Consider the following 12,419-nt stretch of genomic DNA (forward strand, 5'->3'; position numbering starts at 1 on the left):
TTCTTACTCCGCTGGCATGGCGATGGCGTCGGCATTGCGCCGTCCGGCCAGCCGTTCTGTGTGTCTGATAACCCAGGCGTCGGTTTCCTCGACGTCCTGAAAGGGGCCCTTGCGGATGTATTTGAGCATCAGCCCCATCTCGATGACGAACAGGACGGTGTAGAAGATGACAAATCCGGCAAGCGTCAGCGCCACCTCGGTCATTGAAAGCGCCGAGACCGACATGGCCGTCGGCAGCACGCCGTCCACGGTCCAAGGCTGACGACCGAATTCGGCGACAAACCAGCCCAGTTCCGCTGCAATCCAGGGCGCAGGGATCATCCACACCGCCAGATGCAGGGCCGGGCGCGGGAAATCCATGCCCTTGAACGAGGCGCGATAGAAGAAGTAGAGCATCGTCGCGATGAAGCCGAAGCCAAGCGCAACCATGATCCGGAAGGCCCAGAACAGCGGCCAGACGGTTGGGATGGTGTCATTGGCGGCCTGGACAATCTGCTCGGGCGTCGCCTGGCGCGGATCGTCGACATATTTCTTCAGCAAAAACGCGAAGCCGAGATCGGCGGAATGGGCCTCGAACCGAGCGGTCTCCGCCGGATCGGCATTGTCGCGCGCCTCGCGGATATGCATCAGCGCGTCATAGGCGATCAGTCCGGATTTGATGCGGGTTTCCGCCTGGCTTTCGAGCTCCTCGATGCCCGGTATCGAAGTGGTCAGCGAGCGGGTGCCGATCAGTCCCATCACATAGGGAACATGAATGGCATAGTGGGTGGTCCGCGCTTCCTGATCGGGAAATCCGAAGGCCGTGAACGAGGCCGGCGCCGCCTCTGTTTCCCACATGCCCTCGATGGCAGCGAGCTTCATTTTCTGACTGTGCGTGGCGCTGTAGCCCGATTCATCGCCCAGCAGCACCACGGAGAACGCAGATGCGAGACCGAAGGCGGCGGCCACGGTGATCGAGCGCCGGGCCAGTTCGATATGGCGTCCGCGCAGCAGGTACCAGGCCGAGACGCCGAGCACGAAGACCGAGGCGGTGACATAGCCGGCCGAGACGGTATGGACGAACTTGGCCTGGGCAACCTCGTTGAACAGCACCTCGTAGAAATCGGTCATTTCCATGCGCATGGTCATCGGGTTGAACTGAGCGCCGACCGGGTTCTGCATCCAGCCATTGGCAATCAGGATCCACAATGCCGAGAAGTTGGAGCCGATCGCCACCAGCCAGGCGACGGTCAGGTGGGCCACCTTGCTCAGTTTGTCCCAGCCGAAGAAGAACAGCCCGACGAAGGTCGCCTCGAGGAAAAAGGCCATCAGCCCCTCGATCGCCAGCGGCGCGCCGAATATGTCGCCGACATAATGGCTGTAGTAGCTCCAGTTCATGCCGAACTGGAATTCCATGGTAATGCCGGTGGCGACGCCGAGCACGAAATTGATGCCGAACAGCGTGCCCCAGAACTTGGTCATCTGCCGCCAGATCGGACGGTTGGTCATCACATACACCGTCTCCATGATGGCCACGAGGATCGAAAGACCCAGCGTCAGCGGCACGAAGAGGAAATGATACATGGCCGTCATGGCGAACTGCAGCCGTGACAGCTCGACGATCCCGAACTCCATTTGCTTTGCTCCTTGGAACGGGGAGCACACCATGCACCCCCAGAATATATCTATGAATTTTTGAATATGTCAGGGCGGGGTGGCTGACATTGATTTGGATCAATAAAGCTGCATTACTGATGTATCTTATTTGGACGGCTGGAGCTTTTTGGGTCCCGCCGGTCCCATGGCTCGGCATTGATCCAGCTGGATGACGCGATCCGCCCAGCCGATTTCGGCAGGACGGTGGGACGCGGTCAGAATGGATGCCGCCGGCAGGTAGGCCCGTATCCCGGCGAGCACGGCGAGGGCCGTCTTTTCGTCCAGCCCTTCGGTGGGCTCGTCCATGAGCAGCAGTCCTGGTCGCCGCAACAGGCTGCGGGCAAGAACAAGCCGGCGGGCCTCGCCACCCGACAGGCCCGCTCCCTGTGGACCAAGCCTGCATTCCAGCCCGCCTTTGGAACGGATGACTAACGTCAGCGAGACGGCCTCGAGCACCTCCCACAGGGCCGCATCGGATGCGTCCGGACACCCGAGCCGCAAGGCATCCCCGACTGTGCCCGCCATCAGCGCGCTGCGTTGCGGAACCAGAGTGACAACGGCGCGCAGTCGGGATTCGTCCCAATCTGCGAGGGGCAGGCAGCCGATCGTGATCTGTCCGGCTTCCGGTGCAAGCAGACGGGCGGTTAGCAGCAGCAATGTGCTTTTTCCCGATCCGCTCGGCCCGGTAATGGCCACGCTTTCGCCTGCCGAAATGGCCAGGGACACCTTGTCGAGGATTGGCAGGAGCGCCCCGTCGCGTCGAAAGGAGAGATCCCTGATCTGCAACTCGGCAGTCTGGCCGGAAAGCCCGTCCTTGGGTGCCAGCGCGACAGTGTTCAGGCTTGCCGCAACCCGTTGTGCGGCCACGCCCATCCGGCCCAGATCAGCCATCGCCCGGCGCAGGGGAGCGATGGTTTCCATCAATGCCAGTGAAGCAAAGAACCCGATGGCTGCCAGTGCCGGTGTGATCATGCCGTTGCGTGCGAGCATCATCCCGATCGCAAGAGCGCCTGCCGCCACCACGGTTCCGGTCAGTGACAGCGCGAACCCTGCCCGCCGTTCGATACGGTCCAGATCAGCGCGGCGGCGGTGCCGTTCGGCATCGGTAGCCAGAACGGTCTCGCCCTGGCGCGTCAGTTGTCCATAGGCCGCCAGATCGTCGCGGGCACGGATCAGATCGATGAGCTGCGACCGGAAGGCCTGAGCCGCGGCCTCTTCTTCGCCGGAAGAGCGTGCGGCAGCGCGTGCTGCGCGAGCGAGGACAATGGCTGCCGCGCCAAGGAAGCCGGTCGCAATCCATAATGCCACGCTCAGATCCACCAGCCACCATAGCGCCGCGAAGGTGATCAGTTGCGCTGCAATGCCGGCCGCGAGTGGGAGGATCAGCCGCAGTGGAACACCATCCAGCGCGTCGACATCCGCCATCAGCCGGTTGAGGGCCTGGGGGCCACGCAGCCGCACCAGCAGGTCATGCGGGGCGGTGACGGTGGTGGCCAGCAGCCGGACCCGGATCGTCGTCAGTGCTTTGAGCGTGGCGTCGTGGGTCAGCAACCTTTCGCCATAACGTGCGGCGGTCCGGCCAAGTGCCAGAAAGCGGACCATGGCCGAGGGCCGGAAGACATCGAAGACCGCGCCCATCCCGGCCAGTCCCGCAGCCGCGGCTGCGGTGATGAACCATCCGGAAAGGCCGAGAAGCGCGATCCCGGCGATCAGCACGACAAGGCTCAGCGCGGCGCCGCGGATCAACGCGGTTGACTGGTCCCGCAGGATCAGCCGGAAAACCTGCCACAACGCCGCGCCGCCACGATGGCGATTGTGATTGCTCGCGGTCATGCGTCAGCTCCGATCAGGATTGTGCGGTCCATCCGGGCGGCCAGCGCCGGTTCATGGGTGGCAATAATCAGACCGCAGCCTTGGCCGGCCAGCCTGGCCAGTCCGGCCATCACCACACCGGCGGTTTCGGCATCGAGATCGGCCGTCGGTTCGTCGGCAAGCAGAATGTCGGGCCGAGCGAAGATCGCCCGCGCCAGCGTGATCCGCCGGGCTTCGCCGCCGGAAATGCCGCCGCCGGTTTCTCCGAGCCATGCTTCTTTTCCACCGGGCAGTGCAGCAATCACCGAGCCTGCCGCGGCGGCCTGCAGCGCCTCTTCCAGATCGCCGGTCTTCCCAAGGCTTACATTGTCGGCCAGATTGGCATCGAGGAAATGCGGCGCCTGCGGCATCCAGCCGAGCCGCGCGCGCCAGCCATCCGCGGTCGCCGAATCAAGCTTCTCGCCCGCGACATGGATCACTCCCTCTTCCGGCAGCGCCAATCCGGCAAGCAGCCGCAACAGCGTGGTCTTGCCCGCACCCGATGGCCCCATCAGGGCCACGCTTTCTCCCGCCTGGATCGCAATGTCCGGATAGCGGATCACCCGGCCGCCGATATGCACCGCCACGCCCTCAAGTCTGATCTCCGCTGCTCCGGGGAGGCGCTCCGAGGCGCCTCCCTTGCCCGCCAGTTCCCGGGGTGTTCGCGCCCGCCATTCCGAGAATTCGCCTGCAACCGCCAGCGCCGCGGCCTTGTCGTGCCAGGCTGCCGAAAGATCCCGCAATGGCTGGTAGAAATCCGGAGCCAGCAGCAGCAGAAAGATCCCGGCGGCGGGAGTGAGTGGTGCTGCATAGGATCCGAACTCGATGGCCCCGAGCAGGGCAAAGCCGACATAGACAGCCATCATCGCCACGCCGATCGCGGCAAACAACTCCAGCACCGTTGAGGACAGGAAGGCAATCTTCAGCACGTTCATGGTGCGGGATCTGAGCTGGTCGGCACTGGCGGCGAAATCAGCGATCACGGCCGGTCCGGCATCAAGCAGCCTGATGTCGACAAGTGCCGATAGCCGGTCGATCAGAAGATCGTTGAGCGTACCGATATCCGCCATCTGTCGTTGACTTGCCTCCTTTGCGGCAAGCCCGACCAGCGCCATGAAAACAGGAATCAGCGGGCCGGTGACAAGCAGAACCAGTCCTGCCGCCCAGGAGAACCAGAAGCTCAAGGCCAGGATGACAAGGGGCACTGTCATCACCCGCGCCTGCGCCGGTGCGTAACGGGTCACGTAAGGAATCATGTGGTCGAGCTTCTCGCTCGCCAGGACGGCTGTGGACGCCGCGCCGCCACTGTCCGTCGTGCGCATCTCGCGCCGGACGATTTCCTCCCTCGCGCTGCTCACGATGGTCACGCCGGCCGCAAACAGAAGCCGCTCCGCCTGGTGGTTCAGCAAAGCCCTGACAAGTCCGAGCAGGACGAACACCGATGCGACTGCAAGCGGTTCCGGTCCCTCCACCGGCCCAAGCAGCCCGGCAATCGCCATTGCGACGACCCCGGCCTGCAGCGGCCAGATCAGTGAAGAGGCTGCGCTCAGCATCGAGGCAAGGCGCACTTTCCCCTCAGCGGCGCTCATCATTTGTTCGAGCATTTGCGCATCCGCTTTCGGGTGGGCATCTTGTTGTGACGACATATTCGCCTGCAAAGTTGTTTTCACAATGCGTGTTATCTGTTCCCTAAGGGCAGGAAAGTGATCTGGATCAACTCGCAACGGATCAACGAAGTGTATTTTCCAAGTTGGTCAAATCCAACGGAAACATGCCATGCGACTGACAACCAGAACCAACCTCGCCGCCCGTGTGCTGATGTTTTGCGCCGTCAATGACGGCAAGGTGGTCCGGTCCTCCGACATCGCCAGGGCGTGCAATGCGTCGGGCAATCATCTCGGACATGTCATTCACCAGCTTCAGCAGCATGGTTTTGTCGAGACCCTGAGAGGCCGGACCGGCGGGTTGCAACTGGGTCTCAAGCCGTCCGAGATCAGTATTGGAAAGATTTTCCGGGTTTTCGAATCGAGTGTTCCCTTCGCCGAATGTTTCGCGGGCGATCAGAACACCTGCCCGCTCACCGCTGAGTGCCGGTTGCGCAGTTTTATCGAGCGTGCGGTGGAAGCGTTCTATCACGAACTCGATATGGTTACGCTCGACGATCTCGTGCGTGGCAATTGCGGTCTGGAATCCATGCTCAAGCTGGCACCCGAACGTCTGCCGGCCTGTTCCAAGAAGGCCATTGAAAACCTGCCCGTCGCTTAAGAGAGTATGGTCTTTACGTTCCGCCCGGCATCCAGGCTGGGGGACGGCTGCAGCCGTCAGCCGGCTTTCCTCGGCGCGATCTGCCGGTAGCTTGCCATGAGATCATTGAAGCGCTCGCCCTGGATGGCGACGTGTTGCCGCAATGTTGCCGCGGCGGCTTTCGGATCGGACTTCTCGAGCGCCGCATAGACCGCCCTGTGCTCCCGCATTGACTGAGGCATGCGGCCGTTGACGCGCAACTGCATGCGCCGGTAGGGCTTGAGCCGCTTGTGCAGCCTTGCTGCTTCCCGCGCCAGGAAACTGTTGCCGCTGGCCTCGTAGAGCAGATGATGAAAGGTCTCGTTCTCGCGGTAGTACTCGTCGGAATCACCGCGTGCGATCGCAGCCTCACAAGCCTCGATCGTGCGGCCGATGTCGCGCATCTGCTGCTCGTTCACCCGCCGCGCGGCGCGGAAACCGCACATCGCCTCAAGTTCGGCCATCACTTCGAACATCTCGACCAGTTCGACGAAATCCGGATGCCGGATGAAGGCGCCGCGCCGCGCTTCCAGCGTCAGCAGCCCCGAGGCTGCGAGAGACTGGAACGCCTCGCGCAGCGGCGTCCGGGACACGCCGAACTGCTCGGCCAGCTTGACTTCATCGAGCCGTTCGCCATCGGCAAACTCGCCGGTGACAATCATCTGTTCGATGCGTTCGCGAATGGTGTCTGCGATGCGTGTGCCCATGGATCGCATCATGCGCAATCCGTTCCGAAATGCAAATTCAATATTCTTGTATACAAGAGATTTGACATTGCATTCAGAAAGTGATCCCATTTGGTGGCCAGGACCGGAGGAGGTTCGCTGGCCACAATCTTCTGGGAGGTAGACATGAAACTAGGATTATCAGCTCTTGCGGGCATGCTTGCCGCATCCATCGCCATGACCGGGCTTGCACAGGCAGAAACGCTCAAGGCGTCGCACCAGTTTCCGGGCGGCAAGGGCGATGCGCGCGATGAGATGGTTCAGCTTTTCGCCAGGGAACTGGCGGCCGCCAATGTCGGGCTTGATGTTCAGGTCTATCCCGGTCAGTCGCTCTACAAGGCCAAGGAACAGTGGGGCGCGCTGACCAAGGGCCAGCTCGACATCACCTCGTTCCCGCTCGACTACGCATCGGGCCGCGTGCCGCAGTTTTCGGCAACTCTGATGCCGGGCCTGGTGCGCAATCATGACCGAGCCAAGCGGCTCAACGCCTCGCCCTTCATGACCGAGATCAAGAAGCTGATCGAGGACAATGGCGCCATTGTCATTGCCGACGCCTGGCTCGGCGGCGCATTCGCCTCGAAAAAGAACTGCATCACCTCGCCCGACACCATCAAGGGTCAGGTCACCCGCGCCGCGGGCCCTGCCTTCGAGCAGATGCTGGTTGGCGCAGGCGCATCGATTTCCTCGATGGCGTCGTCGGAAATCTACACCGGCATGCAGACCGGCGTTCTCGATGCCACCAACACCTCTTCGGGCTCGTTCGTGTCCTATCGCATCTACGAGCAGGTCACCTGCCTGACCGAACCGGGCGAGAACTCGCTCTGGTTCATGTACGAGCCGATGCTCATTTCCAAGGAAACCTATGACCGTCTGACGCCGGAGCAGCAGGCTGCCGTCATGGCCGCCGGCAAGAAGGCCGAGGAGTATTTCGACAAGGAGGCCGCAGGCCTCGATGACAAGATGGTCGAAACCTTCAAGAAGGCCGGCGTCGAAGTGGTGTCGATGTCCAAGGAAGACTACGACGCCTGGTTGGCGATAGCCAAGGAGACTGCCTACAAGCAGTTCGCCGAAAAGGTGGATGGCGGCCAGCAACTGATCGATGCGGCGCTCGCAGTAGAATAAAGCGGCGGACCGGGGGGAGGTTCGCCTCCCCCTTCTTCCGTCTGCTCCGCCCCTTCTTCGATCCGAGGATTTCCCACAGATGAAACGTTTTGTTTCGGCCATTGAGGCGGCGTCGCGACTGTGCGGCATGGCGTCCATGCTGTTGATCGCCGCTTCCACGCTTGTGGTTTCGCATATGGTATTCATGCGCTATTTCCTGGGCGCCTCCACCATCTGGCAGACCGAATTCGTGGTTTACGCCATGATCGCGTCCACGTTCATCGGTGCACCTTACGTGCTGATGCTCAAGGGCCATGTCTCGGTTGACCTTCTGCCCAATCTGCTCGGAGGCACGGCCAAGCGGCTGCTTGATGTCCTTGCTGCGCTGTTGAGCCTGGCGTTCTGCGGCCTGCTCGCCTGGTCCGGCTGGCATTACTTCTACGAAGCGCTGTCGAAGGGCTGGACCACAGACACCGTCTGGGCTCTGCCCTTGTGGATCCCGCTTCTGCCCCTGCCGCTCGGGATCATCATCCTGTGCCTGCAATACGTCGCGGAAATCTACAAGAACTGGACCGGAACCTCGGAGGCCGCAGCATGAGCCCGCTTGAAATCGGCCTCCTCATTCTCCTCGTGCTGATCGCGCTGTTTGCCATCGGCATGCCCATCGCCTTTGCACTTGGCGCGGTCTCCATCGGAACCCTGCTGCTGATCGACGGCTTCCGTTCGCTCGACATTCTTGGCGAGACCTTCTTCTCCGGGCTCAACTCGTTCACGCTGGTCTCGATCCCGATGTTCATCCTGATGGGTGCCGCGGTCTCGAATTCTCCTGCCGGCAAGGATCTCTACGAGGCACTCGACCGCTGGCTCAACCGCGTGCCGGGCGGCCTGGTGCTGTCCAATCTCGGCGCCTGCTCGATCTTCTCGGCGCTGTCCGGTTCGTCGCCCGCCACTTGTGCTGCCATCGGCAAGATGGGCATCCCCGAAATGCGCAAGCGTGGCTATCCGGACGGAATTTCGGCTGGCTCGATCGCTGCCGGCGGTACGCTCGGAATTCTCATTCCGCCCTCGATCACCATGATTGTCTACGGCATTTCGACCGAAACCTCGATTGGCCGGCTGTTCCTCGCCGGTTTAATTCCCGGTCTGATGCTGACCGCCATCTTCATGGCCTGGACACTGTTTTCCTGCTGGCGCAGCGGTCTGAAGCTGTCAGATGTGACGCAGCATTACTCGCTCAAGCAAAAGCTCGAGATCCTGCCGCGGGTGTTGCCGTTCCTGGCCATCGTCGCGGGTATCCTGTTCGTACTCTATGGCGGGGTCGCCACGCCGTCGGAAGCCGCCGGCGTGGGCGCGCTGTTCTGTCTGGTGCTGGTGGTCGTGGTCTACAAGATGTTCTCGGCCAAGCCGTTCCTGTCGATGTTCCGCGATTCGACCAGGGAATCGGTGATGATCATGATGATCATCGCGGCCTCCGAACTCTTCGCCTTCACCCTGTCCTCGACCTTTGTCACCCAGTCCATCGCCGGCTGGATTTCCGACCTTGAGGTCAACCGCTGGGTGTTGATGGCAATCATCAATGTCTTCCTGCTGGTCGCCGGCTTCTTCCTGCCGCCGGTGGCGGTGATCCTGATGACCGCGCCGATCCTGCTGCCGATCATCATCAATGCCGGATTTGATCCCTACTGGTTCGCCGTCGTGCTGACCATCAACATGGAGATCGGCCTGATCACGCCGCCGGTCGGCCTCAACCTCTACGTCATCAACTCGATTGCCCCGGACATCTCGCTCGGCACCATCCTGCGCGGTTCGCTGCCTTACGTGATGTGCATGATCCTCGCCATCGTGCTTCTGTGCATCTTCCCGTCGATCGCAACCTTCCTGCCAAACCTGATCATGGGGGGTGCGATTTGAACCGGTCGGGTTTCTTCTACGACCTGCTCTCGACGCTGTTCGAACGACCGAACCTCGCTCGCATCAAGGGCGACGGGCGCTCGATCACCGAGCTCTGCGAGGCGCTGATTACAAGTTCGAGCGAGGGGGCCTCGCACAGCATGGGGCAGCAGATCCTGTCGCAGTTCAGTGAACTCACGCCAGAGGCCGAAGTTGAATTCTTCCGCTACCTTACCGAACAGCTCGATATCGATACCGAAAAGTTGAAGGCGCTGACCGCGGCCTATCAGGCCGACCGTTCTCCGGACAACCTTGCGGGCCTCCTGGAAGCCGCCGAACCCAGGCGTCAGGAGCTGCTGCGCCGCATCAACAGGGTTCCGGGCGCCACCGGCGAACTGGTCAGCATGCGCGCACACCTCCTCGGATTGCTCAGGGACAACCCAAGCTTCGGCCGGACTGATCTGGATTTCCAGCACCTGTTCGGCTCCTGGTTCAACCGCGGATTCCTGGTGCCGCGCCGCATCCACTGGCAGAGCCCGGCCAATATTCTCGAAAAAATCATCAAGTATGAGGCAGTGCATGCCATCGATGACTGGGATGACCTGCGCCGCCGTGTCGAACCCGCCGATCGGCGCTGCTACGCCTTCTTTCATCCCGCCATGCCGGATGATCCGCTGATCTTTGTCGAGGTTGCGCTGGTGAAGGGTGTTCCAGGTTCGGTGCAGGCCATTCTGGCCGAGAACCGCGAGATCCTCGATCCCGCAAGTGCCGACACGGCCGTGTTCTACTCGATTTCCAATTGCCAGGCGGGACTGCGCGGCGTCTCCTTCGGCAATTCGCTGATCAAGCAGGTGGTCGAGGATCTGCAGGCCGAGGTGAAGTCAATCACCACCTTCGTCACCCTGTCGCCGATTCCAGGCCTCTGTCGTTGGCTGAGCCAGTCTCTCGCCGATCAGCCAAATGCGGACGCGGTGGCCCAGGCTGTCAAGGTTGCGACGGACACCGGTGATCTGGCCGGGCTTGGGGACCAGTCGCAGTGGTTGCGCCGCCAGGCGGCGAGCTACCTGATCAACCAGAAGGACCGCAACGGCCTGCCGCTAGACCCGGTGGCGCGCTTTCACCTCAACAACGGCGCCATGGTGCACGACATCCACGCCGGCGCGGACCTCTCGGCAAACGGGGTGCGGCAGTCCTGCGGCTTGATGGTGAACTACCTTTATGATCTCAGGAAGATCGGTCAGTTCCACGAAGGCTTTGCCGAAAACCACACCGTGGCGGCCTCGCGGGATGTGAAGACGCTGGCCGATGCAGCGGCCGCAAACAGCAATGGCAGGAAATGAAAATGGCTGACAACTATCTTTTTGACGGACTGCTCGCCGACAAGCTGGCGACACCGGACGGCCGAAACGCGCTGTTTGCGACCCTGCCGAAAGACGGCCGCCGCTACACCTATGGCGATGTCGAGGATGTGTCGGGCCGTTTTGCCAATGTGCTGGTGGGCCTGGGCGTCAAACCAGGCGACCGCGTTGCCGTCCAAGTGCCGAAATCCATCGAAGCCATCATGCTCTATCTTGCCGTGGTTCGTGCCGGCGGCGTCTTTCTGCCGCTGAACACCGGCTACACGCCGGCGGAGATCGAGTATTTTCTCGATAACGCCACCCCCCGTATCTTCGTCTGCGATCCGAAGACACGCGCGGACTACGAGACGCTGACCGCCAGGCTTGGCATCGGGCTTGAAACCATGGGCGTCTGGCAGAGCCACGAAACCAGCGCGGGCTCGCTCAATGACGCCGGGTTGGCCGCACCGACCACCTTTGAAACCGTCGCGCGGTCGGCGGGTGACCTTGCCGCCATTCTCTACACGTCGGGCACCACCGGCCGCTCCAAAGGCGCGATGCTCAGCCATGCCAACCTGCTGTCGAATGCCCAGACCCTGGTCAATGTCTGGCGCTTCACCAGCGACGATGTGCTCTTGCATGCGCTGCCGATCTTCCACACTCACGGCCTGTTCGTTGCCACCAACGTGACCTTGAGCGCCGGCGCGTCGCTGATCTTCCTGTCCGGCTTCTCCGCCGAGGCGATCATCTCCAATATCCCTGAGGCAACCGCACTGATGGGGGTTCCGACCTTCTACACGCGGCTGCTTGATGAGCCCGCCTTCACCGGTGATCTGGTTAGGCACATGCGGCTGTTCGTTTCCGGCAGCGCGCCGCTTCTGGCCGAAACCCATGTCCTGTTCGAACAGCGCACCGGCCACCGGATTCTCGAGCGCTACGGCATGACCGAGACCAACATGAACACCTCCAACCCCTATGACGGCGAGCGCCGCGCGGGCACCGTTGGCTTCCCGCTGCCCGGCGTCGACTTGCGCATCGTCGACGCCGAGACTGGCAAGGTCCTGCCGCAGGGTGAAATCGGCATTATCGAGGTCAAGGGTCCCAACGTCTTTTCCGGCTACTGGCAGATGCCGGAAAAGACGAAAGAAGAATTCCGCGATGACGGCTTCTTCATCACCGGCGATGTCGGCGTCATCGATGCAGACGGCTATGTCCAGATCGTCGGCCGCTCCAAGGACCTGATCATCTCCGGCGGCTACAACATCTATCCCAAAGAGCTCGAACTCCTGCTTGACGAGGAAGACGGCGTACTGGAATCCGCCGTCATTGGTGTGCCGCATGCCGACTTCGGCGAGGGTGTGGTGGCGGTGCTGGTGCCCAGGCCGGGTGCCAAGCTTGAAGAGGAGGCCATCCTCGAAAGCATCAAGCCGAAGATCGCCCGCTTCAAGCAGCCCAAGCGTGTCGTCGTTCTTGATGAACTGCCCCGCAACACCATGGGCAAGGTACAGAAGAACGTTCTGCGCGACGCCTACAAGGCATTGCTCGCCGAGTGAACAGGCGATGACCTGAGATTCCCTCCCGCCCGGGAGTGGAACGG

General features: G+C 61.8%; 10 protein-coding genes. 6 read left to right on the plus strand and 4 right to left on the minus strand.

All coding sequences use genetic code 11. The annotated features are described in order from the left end of the window. Window positions 1–3 precede the first annotated feature (3 nt). The 3 genes from GTW23_RS14070 to cydD all read right to left on the minus strand — a co-directional run bounded on the left by GTW23_RS14070 (window position 4) and on the right by cydD (window position 5,090). Window positions 4–1,614: a cytochrome ubiquinol oxidase subunit I gene (locus tag GTW23_RS14070; protein ID WP_252916204.1), complete on the minus strand. Its 1,611-nt coding sequence runs from the start codon at window positions 1,612–1,614 to the stop codon at window positions 4–6. Window positions 1,615–1,740: 126 nt separating this feature from the next. Further along, window positions 1,741–3,468, minus strand: a complete 1,728-nt coding sequence (locus GTW23_RS14075; protein WP_252916205.1) for an amino acid ABC transporter ATP-binding/permease protein — start codon at window positions 3,466–3,468, stop codon at window positions 1,741–1,743. Continuing rightward, the gene (cydD, locus tag GTW23_RS14080; RefSeq protein WP_252916206.1) at window positions 3,465–5,090 is read right to left on the minus strand and encodes a thiol reductant ABC exporter subunit CydD; all 1,626 of its coding nucleotides are present in this window, start codon (window positions 5,088–5,090) and stop codon (window positions 3,465–3,467) included. The genes GTW23_RS14075 and cydD overlap by 4 nt, the downstream gene beginning before the upstream one ends. A 172-nt stretch (window positions 5,091–5,262) precedes the next feature. Here cydD and GTW23_RS14085 point away from each other — a divergent pair, with 172 nt between their 5' ends. After that, the gene (locus GTW23_RS14085; protein WP_152010603.1) at window positions 5,263–5,751 is read left to right on the plus strand and encodes an Rrf2 family transcriptional regulator; all 489 of its coding nucleotides are present in this window, start codon (window positions 5,263–5,265) and stop codon (window positions 5,749–5,751) included. Between the two features lie 56 nt (window positions 5,752–5,807). Here the strand turns inward: GTW23_RS14085 and GTW23_RS14090 are convergent, their stop codons facing one another. Then, window positions 5,808–6,488, minus strand: a complete 681-nt coding sequence (locus tag GTW23_RS14090) for a GntR family transcriptional regulator (RefSeq protein ID WP_244615290.1) — start codon at window positions 6,486–6,488, stop codon at window positions 5,808–5,810. 132 nt (window positions 6,489–6,620) lie between these two features. On the opposite strand from GTW23_RS14090, the gene dctP reads away from it, so the two are divergent. The 5 genes from dctP to GTW23_RS14115 all read left to right on the plus strand — a co-directional run bounded on the left by dctP (window position 6,621) and on the right by GTW23_RS14115 (window position 12,375). Then, window positions 6,621–7,616, plus strand: a complete 996-nt coding sequence (gene dctP, locus GTW23_RS14095) for a TRAP transporter substrate-binding protein DctP (protein ID WP_152010602.1) — start codon at window positions 6,621–6,623, stop codon at window positions 7,614–7,616. 79 nt (window positions 7,617–7,695) lie between these two features. Further along, on the plus strand, window positions 7,696–8,193 hold the full coding sequence (locus tag GTW23_RS14100; protein WP_152010601.1) for a TRAP transporter small permease subunit: 498 nt from the start codon (window positions 7,696–7,698) through the stop codon (window positions 8,191–8,193). Continuing rightward, a complete protein-coding gene (locus GTW23_RS14105; protein ID WP_252916207.1) occupies window positions 8,190–9,506 on the plus strand; it encodes a TRAP transporter large permease in 1,317 nt (438 codons plus the stop codon). The genes GTW23_RS14100 and GTW23_RS14105 overlap by 4 nt, the downstream gene beginning before the upstream one ends. Continuing rightward, a complete protein-coding gene (locus GTW23_RS14110; protein WP_152010599.1) occupies window positions 9,503–10,825 on the plus strand; it encodes a malonyl-CoA decarboxylase in 1,323 nt (440 codons plus the stop codon). The genes GTW23_RS14105 and GTW23_RS14110 overlap by 4 nt, the downstream gene beginning before the upstream one ends. Next, window positions 10,822–12,375, plus strand: a complete 1,554-nt coding sequence (locus GTW23_RS14115) for a malonate--CoA ligase (RefSeq protein ID WP_252916208.1) — start codon at window positions 10,822–10,824, stop codon at window positions 12,373–12,375. The genes GTW23_RS14110 and GTW23_RS14115 overlap by 4 nt, the downstream gene beginning before the upstream one ends. The last annotated feature ends 44 nt before the right edge of the window (window positions 12,376–12,419 follow it).

Origin of the sequence: Parahoeflea alexandrii (assembly GCF_024105735.1) — a bacterium.
Taxonomy (GTDB): Bacteria; Pseudomonadota; Alphaproteobacteria; order Rhizobiales; family Rhizobiaceae; genus Hoeflea; species Hoeflea alexandrii.

Excerpts from the sequence above, each read along its gene's own strand:
- GTW23_RS14085 (WP_152010603.1), top strand. The coding sequence starts at position 5,263 with ATGCGACTGACAACCAGAACCAACCTCGCCGCCCGTGTGCTGATGTTT.
- GTW23_RS14115 (WP_252916208.1), top strand. The coding sequence starts at position 10,822 with ATGAAAATGGCTGACAACTATCTTTTTGACGGACTGCTCGCCGACAAG.
- dctP (WP_152010602.1), top strand. The coding sequence starts at position 6,621 with ATGAAACTAGGATTATCAGCTCTTGCGGGCATGCTTGCCGCATCCATC.
- GTW23_RS14075 (WP_252916205.1), bottom strand. The coding sequence starts at position 3,468 with ATGACCGCGAGCAATCACAATCGCCATCGTGGCGGCGCGGCGTTGTGG.
- GTW23_RS14090 (WP_244615290.1), bottom strand. The coding sequence starts at position 6,488 with ATGATGCGATCCATGGGCACACGCATCGCAGACACCATTCGCGAACGC.
- cydD (WP_252916206.1), bottom strand. The coding sequence starts at position 5,090 with ATGCTCGAACAAATGATGAGCGCCGCTGAGGGGAAAGTGCGCCTTGCC.
- GTW23_RS14105 (WP_252916207.1), top strand. The coding sequence starts at position 8,190 with ATGAGCCCGCTTGAAATCGGCCTCCTCATTCTCCTCGTGCTGATCGCG.
- GTW23_RS14100 (WP_152010601.1), top strand. The coding sequence starts at position 7,696 with ATGAAACGTTTTGTTTCGGCCATTGAGGCGGCGTCGCGACTGTGCGGC.
- GTW23_RS14070 (WP_252916204.1), bottom strand. The coding sequence starts at position 1,614 with ATGGAGTTCGGGATCGTCGAGCTGTCACGGCTGCAGTTCGCCATGACG.